Origin of the sequence: Streptomyces sp. NRRL S-87 (assembly GCF_000719335.1) — a bacterium.
Classification (GTDB): domain Bacteria; phylum Actinomycetota; class Actinomycetes; order Streptomycetales; family Streptomycetaceae; genus Streptomyces.
Map to the genome: position 1 here is coordinate 1 of NZ_JOGB01000026.1, position 21,540 is coordinate 21,540.

The window sequence follows — 21,540 nt, forward strand, 5'->3', positions numbered from 1 at the left end:
AGGCCCACCCCTGGGGCAAGGGGGCTCCGCCCCTGGCCTGCGGCCACCCCAGGCCCGGGCCTGCCTCCGGACCAGCCTGCCATGACGCCTCAAGAGGCTTCCCCACACACCACGGGCCGGCCCGGCGGGAGCTGCGTAACGGTGACCTGGACCGCAGCGAACCGGCCCCGGGCGGCCCGGGTCGTGATGAGTTGGGTCGCGATGAGTTGGGTCTGGTGACTCGGCCGGAGCGTGCAATAGCCGCACGCCTCCTTGGCGGTGCCTGGTGGGTCCCGTGGTGTGTGGGGGAGGCGCTTGACAGGGGTGGCAGGCTGGCTCGGAGGCAGGCCCGGGCCGGAGGTGGCCGAAGGCCAGGGCGAAGCCCCAAAGCCTCCGGGGTGGGCCTGCCGCTGGGGGTACCTCCCAGCGGTAGCTGGGGGAGGCCTGCAGGCCGCCCCTGTCAAGCGCCGAGGGGACCCACACACCACGGGACCCCAAGCCCCCGCCCAAGCCCACCGCCCAAGCCCACCGGCCCAAGCCCGCACCCCGTCACCCGTAGTAGGCGCGGAGGGTCGCGTGTGCCTCGGGCGGGGCTGCCACGGCGTCCAGGCCCAGGAGGGCCGCGCCGAGGACGGGTGGGGCCGTGACGAGGGTGAGGCGGGCGCGGGGGGCGCGGGCGGCCAGCCGCTCGGCGATGCGGTCGTGCAGCTGGGGATGGCGGGCCGCCAGGACGCTGCCGCCCAGTACCACCGGTACGTCTTCGGACAGCAGCCCCAGGCGGTCCAGGGCGACGGCGGCCATCGCGACCACCTCGTCGGCCTGGCGGTGCACCAGGGCCAGCGCCACCGGATCGCCGTCGGCGGCGACCGCGAAGAGCACCGGCGTGAGCTCGTGCCGGCGCGTGCGCGGGATGCCGTCCAGGTGCAGGGCCTCGATCAGGGCCGGCATCGTCGGCAGCCCGAAGTGCTCCGGCAGTGCCCGGGCCAGCGCGGTCGGTTCGCCGCGGCCGTCCTCGGCGCGGGCGGCGAACCAGAGCGCCTCGTCCGCGAGGCCGCCCCCGCCGCCCCAGTCGCCGGAGATCTGCCCGAGTGCGGGGAAGCGGGCGGTGCGGCCGTCGGGGGTCATGCCGACGCAGTTGATGCCCGCCCCGCACACGACGGCCACCCCGCGCGGTTCGGCCCCCGCGGGCAGCCCGGCGCGCAGGACGGCGAAGGTGTCGTTGCGGACCTCGACCGAGCGCCCCCACGCCCGCTCCCCGAGCTCGGCGGCGAAGGCCGCCTCCTCCACCGGCAGGTCGGCGTTGGCGAGGCAGGCCGACACGTGGGCGGCGGTCGCGGCGAGGGGCGTGCCGGCTGCCGCGGCCCGGGTGCGGGTCGCGGCGAGCGTGGCCGCGATCGCGTCGAAGGCCGCCGCGATGCCGGTGACCTGCGGCTGGAAGCCGGGCCCGCGTCCGGTGGCGAGGACCGTGCCGGCGGTGTCGACGAGGGCGATGTCGGTCTTGCTGTTGCCCGCGTCGACAGCGAGGAGGAAGGGGAGGGGGCGGGCGCCGGGGGCGGGCCCGTCCACCACGACGCTGCCCGCCCGGTCGGTCGTCACGCCCATGCCAGGTGCTCCTTGTTGTGGGCGAGCAGGCGGTCGGTCAGGGCCTCGGCCCGCTCGAACTGCCCGATCAGCGGGTGGGCGAGGAGGGCCTTGAAGACGCGTTCCCGGCCGCCGCGCAGCGCCGCGTCCAGGGCGAGGTCCTCGTACGCCGTCACGTTCGCGATCAGGCCGGCGTACAGCGGGTCGATCCGTGGCACCGGCAGCGGCCGGGGGCCCGTGCCGTCCACCCGGGCCTGCACCTCGATGACGGCGTCGTCGGGGAGGAACGGCAGCGTGCCGTCGTTGAGGGTGTTGACCACCTGGTAGGGGCTGGGGGTCCCCGCGCCGTCGCCGAGCAGCGCGGCCGCCAGGTCGACGGCCGCCTCCGAGTAGAAGGCCCCGCCCCGCTTGGCGAGCAGCGCAGGCTTCTCGTCCAGCGCCGGGTCCCCGTACAGCGCCAGCAGCTCCCGCTCCATGGCGGCCACCTCGGCGGCCCGGGACGGCTTGGACCGCAGCTCCCGTACGACCTCGTCGTGCTGGTAGTAGTACCGCAGGTAGTACGACGGTACGACGCCCAGCCCGTGCAGCACGGCCCGCGGCAGCCGCAGGTCCGCGGCCACCGCCGCGCCGTGCCCGGCCAGCAGCCCGGGCAGCAGGTCCTCGCCGCCGGGGCCGCCGCGGCGCACCCCCAGCTCCCACGTGAGGTGGTTGAGCCCGACGTGGTCCAGGTGCAGTTCGGCGGGGGCCAGGCCCAGCAGGGCGGCGAACTTGCGCTGCAGCCCGATCGCCACGTTGCACAGCCCGACCGCCTTGTGGCCGGCCGTCAGCAGGGCCCGGGTGACGATGCCGACCGGGTTGGTGAAGTCGATGATCCATGCGTCGGGGGCGGCCCGGCGCACCCGTTCGGCGATGTCCAGCACCACCGGCACGGTGCGCAGGGCCTTGGCCAGTCCGCCCGCGCCGGTGGTCTCCTGGCCGACGCAGCCGCACTCCAGCGGCCAGGTCTCGTCCTTCTCGCGCGCCGCCTGCCCGCCCACCCGCAGCTGGAGCAGCACGGCGTCCGCCCCCGCCACGGCCGCGTCGAGGTCGACGGTGGCGGTGATCCGCCCCGGGTGCCCCTGCCGGGCGAAGATCCGCCGGGCCAGCCCGGCGACGAGGCCGAGCCGTTCCTCGGCCGGGTCGACCAGGACGAGCTCGGTGATCGGGAGGGTGTCGCGGAGCCGCGCGAACCCGTCGATCAGCTCGGGGGTGTAGGTGGAGCCGCCCCCCACCACGGTCAGCTTCATGTGACGGCCTCCTCAGCCCTTCACTCCGGTCAGCGTGACACCCTCGACGAACGCCTTCTGGGCGAAGAAGAAGAGGAGGATCACGGGGGCCATGACCAGCACGGTCGCGGCCATGGTCAGGTTCCAGTCGGTGTGGTGCGCGCCCTTGAACGACTCCAGCCCGTAGCTGAGGGTCCACGCCGCGGGGTTCTCGGAGGCGTAGATCTGCGGTCCGAAGTAGTCGTTCCAGCAGGTGAAGAACTGGAACAGGGCCACCGCCGCGATGCCCGGGCGGGCCATCGGGAGCACCACCCGCAGCAGCGTGCGCAGTTCGCCGCAGCCGTCGACCCGGGCCGCGTCGAGGTACTCGTCGGGGATGGTCAGCAGGAACTGCCGCAGCAGGAAGATCGAGAAGGCGTCCCCGAAGGCGAGCGGCACGATCAGCGGCCACAGCGTGCCCGACAGGCCCAGTTGCCGCGCCCAGAACAGGTACATCGGGATGATCAGCACCTGCGGCGGCAGCATCATGGTCGAGATCACCAGCAGCAGCGACAGGTTGCGGCCGCGGAAGCGGAACTTGGCGAGGGCGTACGCGACCGGCACGGACGAGACCACGGTCAGCAGCGTGCCGAGGCCCGCGTACAGCAGGGTGTTGCGCCACCACGTCAGGAAGCCGGGCACGGCCCACACCTTCGCGTAGTTGCCCCACTCCCAGGTGTGCGGCCACAGGTCCCGGGTCAGGGCCTGCCGGTCGCTCATCACCGAGGTCAGGAAGAGGAACACGAAGGGCAGCACGAAGAACAGCGCGGCCGCGACGCCGAGCGCGTGCACGGCGACCCAGTGCAGCAGGGCCTTGCGGCGCGCGACCCGGGCGGGGCCCGGGACGCCCTTCGGGTCCTTCGCGGTCGCCGCGCTCCCCGGGGTACGGCTCAGTACGGTCGCCATCGCCTCAGTCACCCGCCCCTACCAGTCCGCCGCTGCGCCGCATCAGCAGCGCGGTGAACGCCATCGCCAGGACGAAGAGCACGAGCGCGACCACGCACGCCGAGCCGTAGTCGAAGCGCTGGAAGCCCAGGTTGTAGACCAGTTGGGGCAGGGTCAGCGTGGAGCGTTCGGGGTAGCCGGGCTCGAACTGCTGGCCCGAGCCGCCGATCACGCCGGCCGCGACCTTTCCCGCCACCAGCGGCTGGGTGTAGCACTGCATGGTCTGGATGACTCCGGTGACGACGGCGAACATCACGATGGGCGAGATGTTCGGCAGGGTGATGTGCCGGAAGCGCTGCCAGGGCCCGGCGCCGTCCAGCTCGGCCGCCTCGTACTGCTCCTTCGGTACGTCGAGCAGCGCCGCCATGAAGATCACCATCAGGTCGCCGATGCCCCACAGCACCAGCAGTGTGAGCGCGGGCTTGGACCAGTCCGGGTCCGTGAACCAGCCGGGCGCCGGCAGGCCGACCGCTTCCAGCAGCGAGTTCGCAGGGCCGGTGCCGGGGTTGAGCAGGAAGACGAAGGCGAGCGTGGCCGCCACCGGCGGGGCGAGGTACGGCAGGTAGAAGAGGGTGCGGAAGAGCCCCGTACCGGTCTTGATCTTCGTGACGAGCAGGCCGACGCCCAGCCCGAACACCACGCGGCAGGTCACCATGACCAGGACCAGCCACAGGGTGTTGCGCAGCGCCGGCCAGAACAGCGGGTAGTCGGTGAAGACGTACGACCAGTTCGCCGCCCCGCCGAAGACCGGAGGCCGGATGCCGTCGTAGTCCATGAAGGAGAAGTAGACGGTCGAGACGAGCGGGTAGGCGAAGAACACGCCGAAGCCCACCAGCCAGGGGGACAGGAACGCCGCCGTACGCAGGGCCGCCCGCCGCCGCTTGGCCCGCAGCGCGGGGGCGGCGTCCAGGGCCGGGTTCGGGGCGGCGTCGAGGGCGGTGTCCGGGGCGGTGCCCGCAGGGGAGTGCGCGGGGGAGTGCGCGGCCATCAGGGGCTACTTCGCCTTCGCGATGTCGGTGTCGATCTGGGCGGCCGTCGCGGCCAGTCCCGCGGCCAGGTCCGGCACCGCGCCCTTCTCGACCCGGTAGGCGAACTCCTGGAAGGTCAGCTGGTACGTGCCGCCGTCGGCCTGGGCCGGGGTGGTGTTGGACTTCGGGTGCCGGGCGATGTCCAGGAACGTGCGGAAGCCCGGGTCGACCTTGAGCTTCGGGGACGCCAGCGCGGGCAGCGTGGAGGGCACGTTGTGGATGGCGTTGGCGAAGGACACCACCGCGTCCGTGTCGGTGGTCAGGTACTTCACCAGCTCCCAGGCCGCGTTCTGCCTGGCGCTGGTGGCGGCGATGCCGACGATCGTGCCGGACAGGTAGCCCTTGCCGTAGTCGCCGATCCGGTCGTCGGGGACGGGCAGCGGCGCGGTGCGGATGTCGAACTTCGCCCCCGCCTCCCGCGCCATCGCGCCCCGCCACTCGCCGTCGATCTGCATGGCGACCTTGCCGAGGTGGAAGGGGTGCTCGGCGCCCCACTCGTCACCGAAGCCGGCCCGGTACTTCTCCAGCTTCCGGTAGCCGCCGAGCGCCTCGACCAGGCCCTTCTGATAGGTGAGCATCTTCGCGAAGGCCGGGTCCGCCGCGAGGTTCGACGTCCCGTCGGCGCCGAAGTAGGTGGGGCTCCACTGGGCGGCCAGGCGCATCGGCGTGGTCTCGTAGCCGTGGAAGACGGGCATGACGCCGAGCCGCTCGTACGTGTCGCCCTTCGGCTTCGTGAGCCGCTTGGCGACCTCGGTGAACTGGCTCCAGGTCTTCGGGGGGCCGGTGATGCCGGCGGCCTTGAAGGCGTCGTTGTCGTAGTACAGCCCGTACGCGTCGTTGAGCAGCGGCAGGGTGCACTGGTCGCCCTTGAACTGGGTGTAGTCCAACAGCGGCTTGGGGAAGAGCGCCGTCTTGTCGATCCCGGACTTCGCGAGGAAGGGGTTCAGGTCGACGAAGGCGCCCGAGGAGCAGAACTTCCCGACGCTGTCGGTGGTGAAGGAGGAGACCACGTCGGGCGCCTTGTCGCCGCCTGCCCGCAGCGACTGGTTGATCTTGTCGTCCGTCATGTTGCCGGTGGCCCTGACGTGGATGTTGGGGTGGGCCTTCTCGAAGCGGGCGATGTTCTCCTGGATCGCCTTCACCTCGCCGGGGGCGCTCCAGCCGTGCCAGAAGGTGATGGTGACGTCCTTGGTGGGGTCGTCCTGGGCCCGGCTCGGACCCTGGCCGGTACACGCGGAGGCGAGCAGGGATATCGCGGCGGCTGCTGCGGCGGCGCAGGCCGCCCTGTATGTGCGGGGCATGACAAGACTCCCTGGGGCGGGGATCGGGGACGTTCGAGGTGCGGTCGTGCGGGGGTGCTTCCTTCTTGGGACGGGTGGCGGACGCGGCCTTCGGACGGGTGGCGGACGCGGCCTTCGGGCGGGTGGCGGACTCAGCGCGAGGTGTCGAAGACCTCGTCCCGGGTGGCGGCCAGCGCGCTCTCCAGCGCGCCGCGCAGCACCGGCTCCTCCTGGACCTCGCCGATGACCAGCCGCGGCCGCGCCGCGGCCAGCTCCGCGAGCTCGGCCTCGACCAGCTCGCGCAGCGCCTCGCCGCCCGCGGTGACGGCGGCGCCGGACAGCACGACGACCTCGGGGTCCAGCACGGCGACGATCGAGGCCAGACCGGTGGCCAGCGCGGTCGCGTACGCCTCCAGCAGCCGCCGGTACGGGCCCTCCTGCGCCCCCGCGGCCCGCTCGAGCAGCGCCACGGCCGGCCCGAGGTGCGGGTCGCGTCCGGCCCCGGTCGCGGGGGGCGGCGGGTCCGTGACGCCGAGGCCGCGCGCCAGCTCCGGCAGCCGCTGTACGCCGGCCAGCTCCTGGTACCCGCCGGAGCCGACCCGGGTCACGTGCCGCACCAGGGGCGTACCGGGCACCGGGAGGAAGCCGACCTCGCCCGCGCCGCCGGTCCAGCCGCGGTGCAGCCGGCCGCCGAGGACCAGGGCCGCGCCGATGCCCTCCTGGTTCCACAGCAGGACGAAGTCGTCGTGGCCGCGGGCGGCACCCAGGCGCTGTTCGGCGACCGCGGCGAGGTTGACGTCGTTCTCGTACTCGACCGGCACCGGCAGCACCGCGGCCAGCTCGTCGAGCAGGGTGCCCGAGTGCCAGCCGGGCAGGTGGCTGGCGTACCGGAGCTGCCCGGTGCGCGGGTCGAAGGCGCCGGGGGTGCCGATGACCACGCGGTGCACGTCCGAGCGGACCAGGCCGGCCGCCTTGACCGCGCCGTCGAGGGCGGCCACGACCCGCTCCACCGCACCGGGCGCGCCCGCGCTCCGGCGGGTGGGCGAGGGGAGCTCGAAGCGGCCGACGGTACGGCCGGCGAGGTCGGCCACCGCCGCCAGGATCCGCTCGGGCGTCACGTCGAGGCCGGCCACGTGGGCCGCACCGGCGTTGAGGGCGTACAGCTGGGCGCTGGGGCCGGGACGGCCGGCGTCGGTGCCGGTGGCGACCACCAGCCCGGCGGCCTCCAGGCGGGCCAGGAGCTGCGACGCGGTGGGCTTGGACAGCCCGGTCAGTCGGCCGATCCGGGTGCGGGACAGGGGCCCGTGCTCCAGCAGCAGGTCCAGCGCGGCCCGGTCGTTCATGGCGCGCAGGACCCGGGGGGTGCCGGGGGTGCCCGGGGTCGTACCGGCCATGGGGGGCTCCTCGGTGCCGGGGCCGGCCGGGGCGGCGGCCCTTGTTGACTGTTAGGAAAGTTTCCTATCGGCTTGCGGAGCAACCTACGACGCTGTTCAGGGGCGCGTCAACGGTCGGCGGGCGGAAACGCGACGGCGCCCCCGGACGGCCGGAGAGGGCCGTGCCGGGGGCGCCGGAGCGACTGCGGGTCCTACTTGGTGAACTTCACCCCGGGGGTCGCGGCCGGAGCCGGCGCGGGCGCCGGGATCGGGGCGGTCGCCAGCGACTGCGGCGAGGTCGGGTTGGCCAGCGCCGACGGAGCGGCCACGTTCGCGGTCGGGTCGGGCGCCGGGGCCTCGTCCTCCCCGGCCGCCGGCAGTGCGCCGCCGACGATGCGGATGCCCGCCTCGTCGAAGGCCTGCTTGATCCGCCAGCGCAGCTCCCGCTCGACACCGAACTGCTGGCCCGGCATCGTCTTCGCCGTCACCTTCACGGTCATCGAGGCGAGCAGCACCTCGTCCAGGCCCAGGACCTCGATCGGGCCCCACAGGCGCTCGTCCCAGGGGGACTCCTTGGCCATCGCGTCGGCCACCTCGGCGATGACCCGGCGCACCTTCGTCAGGTTCTCGGTGGCCTTGACCTGCACGTCCACGCCCGCGGTGGCCCAGCCCTGGCTCAGGTTGCCGATCCGCTTGACCTCGCCGTTGCGCACGTACCAGATCTCGCCGTTGTCCCCGCGCAGCTTGGTGACGCGCAGTCCGACCTCGATCACCTCGCCGGAGGCCACTCCGGCGTCGATCTTGTCGCCCACGCCGTACTGGTCCTCGAGGATCATGAAGACGCCGGAGAGGAAGTCCGTGACGAGGTTGCGGGCACCGAAACCGATGGCCACACCCGCCACACCGGCGCTGGCCAGCAGCGGGCCGAGGTTGATCTGCAGGGCACCCAGCACCATCAGGCCGGCGGTGCCCAGGACCAGGAACGAGGCCACCGAGCGCAGCACCGAGCCGATCGCCTCGGAGCGCTGGCGGCGCCGCTCGGCGTTGACCAGCAGGCCGCCCAGCGCGGTGCCCTCGACGGCCTCGGCGCTGCGGTTCATGCGGTGGATGAGCTTCGTGATCGCCTTGCGGATCGCCGAGCGGAGGACCCCCGCGATCACCACGATCAGCAGGATCTTGAGCCCCGTGTTGAGCCAGTTGGCCCAGTTCTCCTCCACGTACCCGGCCGCGCTGGTGGCGGTCTCGTGGGCCTCTTGCAGGGTGGTCGGTGCTTCGGGGGCCGTCAGGGCCAGCAGAGGGGCGGGCCAGGACACGACAGGAACCTCCAGGTGTAGCGGGCTGCCCAAAAAGTGGTCGGCGGGCAGCACAACCACACTAACGGGGCATCGCCCCGGTTCTGTTGCCGTGTTCGAGGGAGAGACGGGCATCACCTGGGGATGAATCCGGTGTGGTTGAAAACACCCCCGACCCGTTACGGGCGGGTGGTGGCGCTTCCACCAGCACTAAGGAGAGACTGAGAGCAGATCGTCCCGGCGCGAGCCACGCGCCGCCGGCGTACAAGGAGGCAGTCCGTGCCGCACGTCCTGGTCCTCAACGCGTCGTACGAGCCCCTCGGCGTCGTACCGCTCCGCCGCGCGCTCGTCCTCGTCCTGGAGAACAAGGCCGTCTCCCTGGAAGAATCCGGCGCCTTCATGCACAGCGCGACCAGAGCCGTCCCCGCCCCCAGCGTGGTCCGGCTCAAAAGGTTCGTGCGGGTCCCCTACCGGGGGCCCGTTCCTCTCACCCGCCGTGCCCTCTTCGCCCGCGACGGCGGTCGCTGCATGTACTGCGGCGGCGTCGCCACCAGCGTCGACCACGTGATCCCGCGCAGCCGCGGGGGCCAGCACGTCTGGGACAACGTGGTGGCCGCCTGCCGGCGCTGCAACCACCTCAAGGCCGACCGCCACCTCGTGGACCTCGGCTGGCGGCTGCGCCACCAGCCGGAACCGCCGTCAGGGCTGGCCTGGCGGATCATCGGAACCGGCCACCGCGACCCGCGCTGGCTCCCGTACCTCCAGCCCTACGGCGCCGAGGACGCCCTGGCGCGCACCGCGGCCTCCTGACGGCAGGAGGCCCCCGCACGCCCGGAACGCCGGGTCCGACCGCCCCACCGGGACGGTCGGACCCGGGGTCCTCGCACGGGAGCCGTGGCTCAGCGGCTCAGAGCGGTCTCCTTCAGCATGTGCGTGAGCTTCGCCGGGTTGCGGACGGCGTAGAAGCCGGTGATGAGGCCGTCGGCGACGCGGAGCGCCAGGACGGTGTCGACCTCGCCGTCGGCCGTGACGAGGAGCGCCGGGTGGCCGTTGACCTGGGCCGGCGCCAGGGACCAGCCGGAGGCGTTGATGTTGCCGATGCCGGCGGCCACCAGGCGGCCCACCTTGGCGGCGCCCACGATCGGCTTGAGGACGGCCTGCCGTACGCCGCCGCCGTCACCGAGGAAGACCACGTCGGGGGCGAGGACGTCGAGCAGCCCCTGCAGGTCGCCGGTGTCGGCGGCGCGCAGGAACGCGTCGAGCGCACTCTGGGCCTGGCTCCGCGAGACCGTCCCGCGCGGCCGCCGCGCGGCGACGTGGTTGCGGGCCCGGTGCGCGATCTGGCGCACCGCGGCCGGGCTCTTCTCCACGGCCTCGGCGATCTCGTCGTACCCGAGGTCGAACACCTCGCGCAGCACGAACACCGCCCGCTCGGTCGGGGCGAGGGTCTCCAGCACCAGCAGCATCGCCATCGAGACGCTGTCGGCCAGCTCGACGTCCTCGGCCACGTCCGGGGCGGTCAGCAGCGGCTCGGGCAGCCACTCGCCGACGTAGGACTCCTTGCGGCGGCCGAGCGTCCGCAGCCGGGTCAGGGCCTGCCGCGTGGTGATCCGGACCAGGTACGCACGGTGGTCCCGGACGGTGCCCAGGTCGACCCCCGCCCAGCGCAGCCAGGTCTCCTGCAGGACGTCCTCCGCGTCCGCGGCCGAGCCGAGCATCTCGTAGGCGACCGTGAACAGCAGGTTGCGGTGGGCGACGAACGCCTCGGTGGCGGCATCGGTGCCGCCGTCGCCGCCGGCCGGACCGGTCGCGTCCTGGGTGCGCTCGCTGTCCATCGGGTGCTCCTGCCTCTGCCGTGCCGACGACCCGCTGCCGACGGCCACCTACGCACGAGACGCCGGTGCCCGCGCTCCTGTGACATCCCCCGGCCGTGGCGCACGTCACACCGCAGTGCCCGTCACGCGGAACCCGCGGCCGGCGTCTGGTGGGCGTCAACAGACCACGAGGGAGGACGAGACATGAACGTCGACGTGCAGAAGGACGCCCGGCTCAACCTGTTCGAGAACGAGGTCGCCGCCCGGTTCGCCAAGCGGTTCGCCAACACCGGCATGGTGCTCCACCAGTCGTCGCTGCCCAGGACCACCCAGGAGCTGGTGTCGCTGCGGGCCAGCCAGATCAACGGCTGCGGCTGGTGCATCGACATGCACACCAAGGAGGCCGCGGCCGCGGGCGAGGAGGCGGTCCGGCTCCACCTGGTCGCCGGCTGGCGCGAGGCCACCGTGTTCACCGAGGCCGAGCGCGCCGCGCTGGCGCTCGCCGAGGAGGGAACCCGGCTCGCCGACACCCACCAGGGGGTGTCCGACGAGACCTGGGCCGCAGTGCGCGAGCACTACGACGACGACCAGGTCGCCGCCCTGGTCTGCCTGGTCGCCCTGATCAACGCGGCCAACCGGCTCGCGGTGATCGTGCACCAGAAGGGCGGCTCGTACGAGCCGGGAATGTTCGCGGCCGCGGTCGCGGGCTGAGGAAGCCCCGACCCCGGGGGCCCGCCCCTCTGGCCCGCCCGGAGGGGCCCGCCCCCTCCGGGCCCGGAAAGCCCGTTACCGGTGACCCGGCTCCCCGCTTCGCGAGAGTGCCGCCCCGTGGTGCGTGGGGGAGGCCTGCAGGCCATGACGCCTCAAGAGGCGAGGGGACCCGCACACCACGGGGCGGCCCCGCGAAGCCACCCCCCGAACGCCCTCGCTCCGATGCCCCGGGTCTCACCCCCCCACAGGCGCCGTCAGCGGTGCGGCGTACCCGAAGGCGACGTCCCCCCGGGCCCCCCAGCCGCCCCAGAACCCCCCGGCTTCCCCGTCGCGCCCGGCCCCACCGGCGCCCGCCAGGCGTTGGCCTCGCGGGCGGCCCGGGCCAGGAAGGGCCCGAGGACCCCCTTGCCGACCACCGTGGCCGCGTCGGCGTCCAGCTTCCGCCGGGCCTGCCCGAAGGCCGTCCGGGCCCCCGCGGACGTGGCCGCGTCGCCGTGCGACTGCGCCCGCAGCATGTCGACCGCCAGCTCGCCGGCCGCCCCGTACCCGGCCACCCGGTCGAGCCAGGGCCCGGCCTCCTCGGCCAGGGTGCCGTCCGCCGGCCCGCGCAGCCGCTCCCGTACCTCGCGCATCACGGTGAACGCCGCCCGCAGCCGGTCGGCCGCCAGGTCCTGGGCCTTCAGCCCGGCGGGCGTGGCCGCGTCCGCCCGCTCGCGGGCGGCCCAGAAGCCGTCCAGCAGCGGCTGCAGGTACGCAGACTCCTGCGCGCCCAGCACCGAGGACGCCGTGTTGCCGGCCAGCGCCAGCAGCCCCTCGCGGGCACGCGCGTCGCCGCCCGCCAGCTCGTCCAGTGCCGCGTCCCACGAGGCCCACGCCTGGTAGGCGCGCGGGTTCCAGGCGAAGTCGGCCGCCGTGAACAGCGGGATCCGCGAGACGGCCGCCTGCTGCATCGCGTTCGTGAGCAGCGCCGCCGACCCGCCCGCCATCGCCGGCTCGCGCCCGATGTACGGGCCCGAGAACAGCCGGCCCGGCGCGTAGTCGTTGACCGGGTAGTTGTCCATGGTCACCAGCGGGTGTCCGAAGACCTCCCGGGCACCGGCCAGCTCCAGCCCGGTGATGGTCCGCGGCACCACGCTCACCCCGGTCCAGGCGACCTCCACCCGCGGGTCCAGCGCGCGCGCCAGCGCGTCGCGGTAGGGGGTCGAGCCGTCCTGGTAGAACTCCGTCGGCATCAGCGAGAGCGGGGCCGCGCCCGGGTGCCGCAGCGCAAGGTGGGACGCGACCACCCCGGCCAGGTCGGCGTGCGCCCGGGCGGCCGCCTCGGGCCCGCGGCCGTAGTGGTCCGGGTCCGACCCGCACTGCCACTCGGTGTAGCTGACGTCCTGGAACTGCAGCTGGAAGGCGCGGACCCCGAGGTCCCACATCCGGTCCAGCTTCGCCAGCAGCGCCTGCCGGTCCGCGGCGGAGGACAGGCACATGGTCTGGCCGGGTGCCACCGCCCAGGCGAAGGTGACGTGGTTGGCGGCGGCCCGGGCGGCCACCGCCCGGAAGTCCTCCTGCTGGTCCGTCGGGTACGGGTCGCGCCAGAGGGCGCCCCGGTACGGGTCGTCGCCGGGGGCGTAGAGGTATCGGTTCTGCTTGGTGCGGCCCATGAAGTCGAGGTGGGCGAGCCGTTGTTCCCGGGTCCACGGCTCGCCGTAGAAGCCCTCGGTCGTGCCGCGCACCGCCGTCGCGGGCCAGTCGCGCACCACGACGCCCGGCAGCGCCGGGGCACCGGCGGCCAGCTGACGCAGCGTCTGCGCCGCGTGGAACAGGCCGTCCGCTCCCGTGCCGACCAGCGCGACCGTGTCCCGACCGCCCTCCTTGCCGATGGCGAGCCGGTAGCCGCCCGTCGGCAGGTCCCGGGCCGAGGCGGCGCCCAGCGCGTGCAGCGCCCGCTCCGCGTCGGGGCCCTGGGCGCGGACGACGGTGCCGCCGGCGGGCAGCGGCGCGTCCGGCTCGACCTCGTGCAGGGTGCGTACGCCGGCCGTGCGCAGGACCGTACGGACCAGGTCGAGCGCGTACGGATCGGCCGCGGCCGGGCGTACGAACACGGCCTCGGCGCCCAGGCGTATGCCGGCGCCCGCGGGGGCCGCGGACTGCGGCCGGGGCCAGACCGCGGGCAGGGCGCCCGTCCTGCGCTGCTCGGGCACGCGGCCGGCGGCCTTGGCGGTGCCCGGCGCGACCGCCGCGGGCGGGGCCACCGGGGCCGTGGGCTGGCCCGGGACCGGAGGGTGCGTCTGCTCCAGCGCCTGCGGGGTCGGCTGACCCTGCGTCGGGCCGTCGGCCTGCCCCACCGGGGTGCCCTCCAGGGCCGCGGATCCCGCGCGCACGGCGCCGGGTATGGCCAGCAGCCCGCCCATGACGGCGATGGCCACGGCCGTGGCGCCCTTCTTGCCCCTCAGCGGCACTGGGCCTCCTCCTGGTCTCGCGTCGTCCCCCCGCTCGTACGGATGAGCCCGAGCCCACCACCCGTGCGGCTGAGGTGTCAACGCCCGTGGCCGTTGTGACCGTTATGCCCCAAGATCCTTTCGTGGCCCTTCGCCCGGACTGCAGGAATGCGCCGCGGTGGGGTGGGTAGGGCTGCGATGTTCCGATTCGGCACGGGATTCCGGTACGGGATCCCGCGCGCGGCGGAACGCGGAACAGCGGAACAGCGGCGTCCCGGTGCGGGACGGCGGCGAGACGACGCGGCACGAAGGAGTGCGCCCCATGTCCGCGAGGACGCGAGTCACCCACGACCGGGCCATACCCGAGGGGACGGGCGGGACGGACCTGAACTCCGGGACCTCCCGGGCCCCCGGGACCCCCCGGACCCCCCTCGCGCCCTGGCACCTCCCGCGGCAGGCGCCGCCGCCGCCCCTGACGAGCGAACCGCCGCTCGCCGACGCCGCCCCCCTCACCAGCGAGCCGCCGCTCACCGGTCGGGCCCCGCTGACCAGCGAGCCGACCGCCCCCGGCGCGGCCGCCGACCAGGGGGCGGCGACCACCTAGGACGAACACCTGAAGGGAACCCGATGGGCCTTGCCCGGCTCGCCGCCGCTCACGGAGTCGCCACCTCGTACGAGCCCTCCCACGGCGTGACCGTGCCCGTGGCGGACGCCACGGTCGTCGCGGTCCTGGCCGCCCTGGGCGTGGACGCGTCCACACCGCAGGCCGTCGAGGCCGCCCTGGCGGCCGCCGACTGCACGGCGGCCTCGCTGCTGCCGCCTACGGTGGTCCACTGGGTCCCCCTGTCCGCCCTCCCGCGCACCGGCGATGACCCCGCACGGGCGCGGCCGGCCGCCCCGGGCACCCGCACGGCCCCGGCCACCCCCGCGGCCCCCACCCCGGCCCGTACCCCGGACACCACGGCCGCCGTACCGCCCGCCCTCGCCGGACTCCCGCCCGGCACACGGGTGGTGGTGGACCTGGAGGAGGGCGGCCGCCTGGAGTGGACGGTGACGGACGCGGGCGGGGCCGCCCCGGCGGCCGCCCCCCTCCCGCCCGGAACCGAGCCCGGAACCGAGCCCGGAGCCGAGCCCGGAGCCGGGCGTCGGCTGCCGCTCGGGGTGCACCGGGTGCACGCGGCCGGACCGGACGGGCGGGCCGGAGAGGCCGTCCTGGTGGTGGCGCCGGAGCGGGCGCCCGAGCCGCCGCGGCGCGCGCACGGGCTCCTCGTGCAGCTGTACTCCCTCCTCTCGCACCGCTCCTGGGGCATGGGCGACCTCGCCGACCTCGCCGAGCTCGCCGCCTGGGCGGGCCGCACGCACGGCGCCGGCTTCGTCCAGGTCAACCCGCTCCACTCGGCGGTCCCCGGCACGCCCACCGACCCGTCCCCGTACCGCCCCTCCTCGCGCCGCTTCCCGGATCCGGTGCACCTGCGGGTCGAGGACGTCCCCGAGCACGCGTACGCCGCCCCCGCCGACCGGACCGCGCTCGACGCCCTGGCGGCCCGCGCCGCCGCGCTGCGCGAGGAAGTGCTCGTCAAGGGCGCGCTCATCGACCGGGACGCCGTCTGGGAGCTGAAGCGCCAGGCCCTGGAAGTGCTGTACGCCGTCCCGCGGGCCCCGGGCCGCGCAGCGGCCTTCGAGGCCTTCCTGGCCGAACAGGGCCCGGACCTCACCGCGCACGCCCGCTGGTGCGCCCTCGCCGAGGGCCGGGCGGAGGACCCCGCCCGGGTCGACTTCCACCGGTGGCTGGCCTGGCTGACGGACGGCCAGCTCGCCACCGCCCAGCGGGCCGCCCGCGAGGCCGGGATGCCGCTGGGGCTCGTGCACGACCTCGCCGTCGGCGTGCACCCGGAAGGAGCCGACGCCTGGGCCCGTCCGGAGGCGTTCGCCGCGGGCATGTCGGTCGGCGCCCCGCCCGACGCCTTCAACGCCCGGGGCCAGGACTGGGGCCTGCCCCCGTGGCGGCCCGACGCCCTGGCCGCCGCCGGCTACGCCCCGTACCGGGGCCTGCTGCGCGGCCTGTTCCGGCACGCGGGCGCGCTGCGCATCGACCACGTCATGGGCCTGTTCCGGCTCTGGTGGGTGCCGGCCGGCCGACCGCCCACCGAGGGCACGTACGTCGCGTACGACGCCGAGGCGATGCTCGCCGTCCTCGTCCTGGAAGCCCACCGCGCGGGCGCCGTCGTCATCGGCGAGGACCTCGGCACGGTCCAGCCCGCGGTCCGCCGCACGCTGGCCCGGCACGGCGTCCTCGGCACGTCGGTGCTGTGGTTCGAGCGGGACTGGGCCGGTGACGGGCTGCCGCTGCCACCCGGGCGCTGGCGGTCCGACTGCCTGGCCACCGCCACCACCCACGACCTGCCGCCCAGCGCGGCCCGGCTCAGCGGCGAACACGTCGAACTGCGCCACCGGCTCGGGCTGCTGACCCGGCCGGCCGACGAGGAGCGGGCCGCGGACGCCGCCGAGACGGCGGAGTGGCTGACCACGCTGGAGCGGCTCGGCCTCGACACCAAGGGCGAGGAGGCGGCCGTACGGGCGCTGTACGCCTTCCTGCTGCGCACCCCCGCCCGTCTGGTGGGGATCTGGCTGCCGGACGGCGTGGGGGACCGGCGCCCGCAGAACCTGCCCGGCACGTGGGACGAGTACCCCAACTGGCGCCTGCCGGTGGCCGGCCCCGACGGCCGCCCCCTGGCCCTGGAGGACCTGACCGCCTCGCCGCGCCTGAACGCCCTGCTGGAGGCGGTCCGCGCCGGCACCCGCTAGGGACCGCGCCCGCCCGGCCCGCCCGCACTCCCGGCCCGACCGACGGCCGTTCCGGCCGGGCCGGACCCCCATACGGCACCCCCGGACGCGCGGTCGGATTGTGTGTTGGATACGTTTGCACCGTGGACAAGAAGAACGCTCTGCGCGCCGGTGCCGTCGCGGCCGGATCGACGCTGATGATGCTGCTCATGACGTCTCCCGCGCTCGCGGTCGTTCGCGACGACGGTGACGACCCGGGCCCGGGGCTCAGCGTGGGCGAGACCGTGGGTCTCTACGTCGTGACCCCCATCGCCCTGTTCGCGATCATCGCGGGCCTCGTGATGGTCCTCGACAAGTCCCGCAAGCAGGCCCCGCAGGGCTGAGCCCGCGGCCGGGACCCCCGGGTCCCCTGACGCGCCGGGGCGCCCCGGTCCGTACGTCGACGACGTACGGACCGGGGCGCCCCGTTTGTCATCCTTCGCCCGGTTGCCGTCCGCCGCCCCGTCGCCGTCCCCGGCGGTCGGGGCGGCGCCGCGTCACGCCACCTGGCCCAGCAGCTTGCGCAGCAGCCCGGTCAGCAGCTCGACCTCGTCCGCGTCGAGCCCGGCCAGCGCCTCGTACTGGACCTCCAGGCCCGCCACCAGCGCCTGCTCGATCAGCTCGAACCCCCGCTCCGTCAGCGTCACCTGGAGCGCGCGTCGGTCGTGGGGGTCGGGGCTGCGGCGCAGCAGCCCGGCCTTCTCCAGCTTGTCCAGCCGCCCGGTCATGCCGCCGGTGGTGAGCATGAGCGTGGCCGAGAGCTCCCGCGGCGAGAGCGTGTACGGCTCGCCCGAGCGCCGCAGCGTGGCCAGTACGTCGAACTCGCCGCGCGTGATCCCGTAGCGGGAGTACGCCTTCTCCACCGCGTCCCCGACGGCGCGGCTGATCCGGTAGATGCGGCCGAACACCCCCATGGGCGTGACGTCGAGGTCGGGGCGTACCGCGTTCCACTGCGTGCGGATCGCGTCGACGGAGTCCTGGGCCGGCGGGGGTGTGTCGTTCATGGGCGGAAGTATCCGAGGGAGTGCGGCAGGACCGCAAGCCAGATTGCTTGCGAGAAAGTAGCTTGCAGCTAAGCAATTAGCGAGTAAGCTACTTTCATGCGACCGACCGGGTCGCACATCCAGGGGAGGTCCTGCCGTGAACCGTGCCGCCGTCATCGCCCTGACCGCTCTCGCCCCCGTCTCGTGGGGCTCCACGTACGCCGTCGCCACCGAGTTCCTGCCGGCCGACCGCCCGCTGTTCACCGCCGTCATGCGGGCCCTGCCCGCCGGACTGCTGCTGGTCGCCCTGAGCCGGACCCTGCCGAGAGGGGCCTGGTGGTGGAAGTCGGCGGTGCTCGGCGCCCTCAACATCGGCGCCTTCTTCCCGCTGCTCTTCCTGGCCGCCTACCGGCTGCCGGGCGGCGTGGCCGCGGTCCTCGGCTCCGCCGGCCCCCTGTTCGTCGCCGGACTGGCCACCGTGGTGCTGGGGGAGCGGGTCCGCCCGCGGCAGCTGCTGGCAGCGGTGGTCGCGGCGCTCGGGGTGAGCATGGTGGTCCTCAAGGCCGGGGCCGCGCTCGACCTGGTCGGCGTGCTGGCCGGGGTGGCCTCCTCGGCCTCGATGGCCGCCGGGACGGTGATGACCAAGCGCTGGGGGCGCCCCGAGGGTGCCGGGCCGCTGGCCGTCACGGGTTGGCAGCTGACCGCGGGCGGGCTCCTCGTCCTCCCGGTCGCCGCCCTCGCGGAGGGGGCGCCGCCCGCGCTGGACGGCCGCGCCCTGGCCGGGTACGGGTACCTCGCGCTGGTCAACACCGCGGTCGCGTACTGGCTCTGGTTCCGCGGCATCGGTCGGCTGACCGCCACCTCCGTGACCCTGCTCGGCCCGCTCTCGCCGCTGACCGCCGCCGTGATCGGGTGGGCGGCCCTCGGGCAGGCGCTGTCCCCCGTACAGGTCGCCGGGATGGCGGTGGCCTTCGGTGCGACCGTGGCGGGCCAGCTGGCGGCGGGGGCGGCGTCGCGGCCGAAGTCGAGCCCGAGCGTCCCGGTCGCCGGATCGTTCAGTTCAACTGAACAGAACGATCGAAAGTTTTCGATGGACCTCACGGATGCCGCAGTGCGACGGTAGGTCCACCACCCACCGAGCACACCATCCCCCACGGGAGAAGGGCAGGCGACAGCCGTGGCCGTCACGGACCGGACCAGCACCGCACCGCAGCAGGCACCCGCCCGGCCGGGACCCGCCGGCGGCCGCCCGGCGGCCGCCGGGCTCGGCGTGGGCCTGGCACTGGTCGCGACGGTCGTGTGGTCCGGGAGCTTCGTCGCCTCCCGCGGGCTCGCCGACAGCGTCCCGCCCGTCCAGGGCGCGTTCTGGCGCTGGCTCATCGCACTCGCGGCCGTGGCGCCCTTCGGGGCGCGGGCCGCGTGGCGGCAGCGGGCCCTGATCCGGGCCCACCTCGGCTTCGTCGCCCTCGCCTCGCTGCTGGGCGTCACCGTCTACAACACCTTGGTCAACCAGGCCGGACTGACCACGTCCGCCTCCAACATGGGCATGATCATGGCGGCCTCGCCGGTGGTCATGGCCGTCTTCTCCCGTCTCGGCGGCGAACGGCTCGGCGCCCGCCGCACAGCCGGACTGCTGGTCGCCGCCCTCGGCGTGCTGCTGCTGGTCGGCAGGGGCTCGGTGAACCTCGACCTCGCCACGGGCGACCTGTGGATGTTCGCGGCCGCGCTGGCGTTCGCCTCGTACAGCGCGCTGCTGCGGCGCAAGCCGGCCGAACTCGACGGGACGGCCTTCCTGTTCACCACCTTCGTGCTGGGCGCGCTGATGCTGGCCCCGGCGTACGCGGTCTCGCTGGCGCTGCAGGGCGGCTTCGCGGCAACCTCGGGCACGGTCGGGCCGCTGCTCTACGTCGGCGTCTTCTCCTCCGCCGTCGCCTTCTTCGCCTGGAACAAGGCGATCTCCCTGATCGGCGCGGCCCGCGCCGGGGTCGTCTACTACCTCCAGCCGGTCTGCGTCGCGCTGCTGTCCCTCGCGCTGCTGGGCGAGACCACGGGGCCGCTCCAGCTGGTGTGCATGGCGCTGATCCTGGGCGGGGTCACCCTGGGCGCCCGCCGCTGACACGGCCGACGCCGGCCTGCCCCGGCTTGTCGGGCCGTCCCGTGGTGTGTGGGGACGCCCCAAGAGGCGAGGGGACCCACACACCACGGGACGGCCCCACGAAGCCCGGGTCGGGACCGCATGCTTCCCTGATCCGGGACCGCCGCCCGCCCCCCGCGTCCCCGTCGGCGGAGGCGGCCCGAAGTCGCCCGGTGCGCAGGTAGGTTGCGGGCCATGACCGAGTGGGACCTCAGAAAGCTCCGCATCCTGCGCACGCTCGCCGAACGCGGCACCGTCACCGCGACGGCGGAGACGCTCCTGATGACGCCCTCGGCCGTCTCGCAGCAGCTGTCGAACCTCTCCAAGCAGCTCGGCGTGCCGCTGCTGGAGGCGCACGGGCGCCGGGTCCGGCTGACGGGAGCCGCCCATCTGGTCCTGCGGCACGCCGAAGCCGTCTTCGCGCAGCTGGAGTCCGCCGACGCCGAACTCGCCGGCTACGCCCAGGGGGAGGCCGGCCGGGTCCGCATCGCCGCCTTCTCCACCGCCGTGCCGGCCCTGGTCGTGCCGGCCGTACGGGCCCTGCGGCGCTCGCACCCGGCCCTCGAACTGCGGGTGCGGGAGGCCGAGGCGGCCGAGTCGTACGAGCTGCTCGCCGCCGGCGAGGTGGACCTGGCGCTCTCGCTCGCGGCGCACGCGCCGTCGGGGGCGGACGCCCGCTTCACGCGGGTGCCGCTGCTGGAGGACCCGCTCGACGTGGCCCTGCCGCCCGGCCACGCGCTCGCCGAGGTGCCCGAGCTGCGGCTGGCGGACCTGTCCGCCGAGCCGTGGATCTTCGGGGGCTCCGGGCCCTGGTCCGAGATCACCCGGACCGCGTGCGAGGCCGCCGGGTTCGTGCCCGAGCAGGCCCACTCCGCCGCCGGGTGGACCGCGATCCTCGCGCTGGTCGAGGCGGGGATGGGGGTGGCGCTGATCCCGCGGATGGCGCGGGCGAGGGCGGGGGCCGGCGTCGTGGTGCGGGGCCTTCCGCACGATCGGCCCACCCGGCACGTCATCGCCGCCACACGGCGGGGTGCCGTCTCCGCGCCGGCGACGGGACGGGTACTCGCCGCCCTGCGCACCGCGGCGACGTCCGCCCCGTGAGTGACGTGCGGAATCGGCGCCCCGGATACCCGGATACCTGTTTGGCAAAAGGATTGCTAATCTCGGGGACATGGATGCAGAGCCCACCCCTCCGGGTCTCGGCGAGGGGCCCGCGAAGGTCATCAGCGTGTCGCTCCCCGAAGGCACCGTGCACGCCCTCAGGGAGGCCGTCGGAGCCCGTGGCGTCTCCGCCTTCGTGGCCTCGGCCGTCGAGCAGCAGCTGAGGCACAAGGCGATGGAGGCGTACATCGCCGAGTACGAGGAGGAGTTCGGGGCCTTCACCGGAACCGAGCGCGAGGAGGCCGCCGAGGAGTGGGCGCGCGCCGAGGAGGCGGAGGCCAGGTGGCAACGCGCCGCAAGCTGACGTCGGGCGGGACGCTGGTCCTGGACAGCGAGGGACTCTCCCAGTACCTCGCCCGACACCGGCCCGTGGTCAACCGCGTCGACTACGCGCGCCGGCGTGAGGCGAACGTCGTGGTGAGCGGTGTCACGCTGGTCGAGGCGTACCACGCCGGGGTGAAGCGGGCGCACTGGGAGTTCGTGCTCTCCCAGCTCGACATCAAGCCGATGACCGTCGAGTGGTTCCGCGAGGCGGCCGACCTGCTGAGCGCCACCGGGTTGCACGGACACAAGTACGCGATCGACGCCATGGTCGCCGTGACCACGCTGCACCAGCCCGGTCCCCTGCTCATGCTCACGTCCGACGTGGACGGCATGGCACGACTGTGCGGCGATCGCGTCACCCTGGTCGGCGTCTGACCCG

The 21,540-nt window shown here is 74.6% G+C and carries 19 protein-coding genes and 1 pseudogene; 10 read left to right on the forward strand and 10 right to left on the reverse strand.

All coding sequences use genetic code 11. The features are described 5' to 3' along the window. Positions 1-528 precede the first annotated feature (528 nt). From IF43_RS0118040 to IF43_RS0118070, 7 genes are all read right to left on the reverse strand, one after another. Entirely contained in the window at positions 529-1,581 is a 1,053-nt protein-coding gene (locus IF43_RS0118040; protein ID WP_078910268.1) for an N-acetylglucosamine kinase, read from the reverse strand. Continuing rightward, positions 1,572-2,846: a 6-phospho-beta-glucosidase gene (locus tag IF43_RS0118045; protein WP_030201339.1), complete on the reverse strand. Its 1,275-nt coding sequence runs from the start codon at positions 2,844-2,846 to the stop codon at positions 1,572-1,574. Before IF43_RS0118045 ends, IF43_RS0118040 begins: the two co-directional genes overlap by 10 nt. 12 nt (positions 2,847-2,858) lie before the next feature. Further along, positions 2,859-3,770, reverse strand: a complete 912-nt coding sequence (locus IF43_RS0118050) for a carbohydrate ABC transporter permease (RefSeq protein WP_030201342.1) — start codon at positions 3,768-3,770, stop codon at positions 2,859-2,861. A 4-nt stretch (positions 3,771-3,774) separates the two neighbouring features. Further along, positions 3,775-4,797, reverse strand: a complete 1,023-nt coding sequence (locus IF43_RS0118055; RefSeq protein WP_078910269.1) for a carbohydrate ABC transporter permease — start codon at positions 4,795-4,797, stop codon at positions 3,775-3,777. 6 nt (positions 4,798-4,803) lie between these two features. Further along, on the reverse strand, positions 4,804-6,138 hold the full coding sequence (locus IF43_RS0118060; protein ID WP_030201351.1) for an ABC transporter substrate-binding protein: 1,335 nt from the start codon (positions 6,136-6,138) through the stop codon (positions 4,804-4,806). Between the two features lie 131 nt (positions 6,139-6,269). Continuing rightward, positions 6,270-7,511: an ROK family transcriptional regulator gene (locus tag IF43_RS0118065; RefSeq protein ID WP_030201353.1), complete on the reverse strand. Its 1,242-nt coding sequence runs from the start codon at positions 7,509-7,511 to the stop codon at positions 6,270-6,272. Between the two features lie 191 nt (positions 7,512-7,702). Beyond that, positions 7,703-8,803, reverse strand: coding sequence for a mechanosensitive ion channel family protein (locus IF43_RS0118070; RefSeq protein ID WP_030201356.1), 1,101 nt, complete (start codon positions 8,801-8,803; stop codon positions 7,703-7,705). A gap of 258 nt (positions 8,804-9,061) precedes the next feature. Between IF43_RS0118070 and IF43_RS0118075 the strand changes: the two genes are divergently transcribed. Beyond that, on the forward strand, positions 9,062-9,592 hold the full coding sequence (locus IF43_RS0118075; RefSeq protein WP_030201358.1) for an HNH endonuclease: 531 nt from the start codon (positions 9,062-9,064) through the stop codon (positions 9,590-9,592). An 89-nt stretch (positions 9,593-9,681) separates the two neighbouring features. On the opposite strand, the gene IF43_RS0118080 is transcribed toward IF43_RS0118075, so the two are convergent. After that, on the reverse strand, positions 9,682-10,617 hold the full coding sequence (locus tag IF43_RS0118080; protein ID WP_030201360.1) for an RNA polymerase sigma-70 factor: 936 nt from the start codon (positions 10,615-10,617) through the stop codon (positions 9,682-9,684). A gap of 183 nt (positions 10,618-10,800) precedes the next feature. Between IF43_RS0118080 and IF43_RS0118085 the strand changes: the two genes are divergently transcribed. Further along, positions 10,801-11,307: a carboxymuconolactone decarboxylase family protein gene (locus IF43_RS0118085; RefSeq protein ID WP_030201363.1), complete on the forward strand. Its 507-nt coding sequence runs from the start codon at positions 10,801-10,803 to the stop codon at positions 11,305-11,307. A 353-nt stretch (positions 11,308-11,660) separates the two neighbouring features. On the opposite strand, the pseudogene IF43_RS0118090 reads toward IF43_RS0118085, so the two are convergent. Continuing rightward, a pseudogene (locus tag IF43_RS0118090) lies at positions 11,661-13,709 on the reverse strand (beta-N-acetylglucosaminidase domain-containing protein); the annotation flags it as partial. A gap of 349 nt (positions 13,710-14,058) precedes the next feature. Here IF43_RS0118090 and IF43_RS36560 point away from each other — a divergent pair. From IF43_RS36560 to IF43_RS0118105, 3 genes are all read left to right on the forward strand, one after another. After that, positions 14,059-14,340: a hypothetical protein gene (locus IF43_RS36560; protein ID WP_037889064.1), complete on the forward strand. Its 282-nt coding sequence runs from the start codon at positions 14,059-14,061 to the stop codon at positions 14,338-14,340. A gap of 23 nt (positions 14,341-14,363) precedes the next feature. Then, positions 14,364-16,541, forward strand: coding sequence for a 4-alpha-glucanotransferase (locus tag IF43_RS0118100; protein ID WP_030201368.1), 2,178 nt, complete (start codon positions 14,364-14,366; stop codon positions 16,539-16,541). Between the two features lie 122 nt (positions 16,542-16,663). Next, complete coding sequence (locus IF43_RS0118105; RefSeq protein WP_030201370.1) at positions 16,664-16,903, forward strand: hypothetical protein; 240 nt, start codon at positions 16,664-16,666, stop codon at positions 16,901-16,903. A 153-nt stretch (positions 16,904-17,056) separates the two neighbouring features. On the opposite strand, the gene IF43_RS0118110 is transcribed toward IF43_RS0118105, so the two are convergent. After that, positions 17,057-17,563, reverse strand: coding sequence for a MarR family winged helix-turn-helix transcriptional regulator (locus IF43_RS0118110; RefSeq protein ID WP_030201373.1), 507 nt, complete (start codon positions 17,561-17,563; stop codon positions 17,057-17,059). A 136-nt stretch (positions 17,564-17,699) separates the two neighbouring features. On the opposite strand from IF43_RS0118110, the gene IF43_RS0118115 reads away from it, so the two are divergent. From IF43_RS0118115 to IF43_RS0118135, 5 genes are all read left to right on the forward strand, one after another. Further along, entirely contained in the window at positions 17,700-18,665 is a 966-nt protein-coding gene (locus IF43_RS0118115; RefSeq protein ID WP_030201377.1) for an EamA family transporter, read from the forward strand. Positions 18,666-18,812: 147 nt separating this feature from the next. Further along, the gene (locus IF43_RS0118120; protein ID WP_107048521.1) at positions 18,813-19,658 is read left to right on the forward strand and encodes a DMT family transporter; all 846 of its coding nucleotides are present in this window, start codon (positions 18,813-18,815) and stop codon (positions 19,656-19,658) included. Between the two features lie 213 nt (positions 19,659-19,871). After that, positions 19,872-20,777, forward strand: coding sequence for a LysR family transcriptional regulator (locus tag IF43_RS0118125; protein ID WP_030201391.1), 906 nt, complete (start codon positions 19,872-19,874; stop codon positions 20,775-20,777). Positions 20,778-20,847: 70 nt separating this feature from the next. Continuing rightward, the gene (locus IF43_RS36565; protein ID WP_037889066.1) at positions 20,848-21,141 is read left to right on the forward strand and encodes a hypothetical protein; all 294 of its coding nucleotides are present in this window, start codon (positions 20,848-20,850) and stop codon (positions 21,139-21,141) included. Continuing rightward, positions 21,120-21,536 (forward strand): hypothetical protein, encoded by a 417-nt coding sequence (locus IF43_RS0118135; protein WP_037889068.1) that lies wholly within the window; start codon positions 21,120-21,122, stop codon positions 21,534-21,536. The genes IF43_RS36565 and IF43_RS0118135 overlap by 22 nt, the downstream gene beginning before the upstream one ends. The last annotated feature ends 4 nt before the right edge of the window (positions 21,537-21,540 follow it).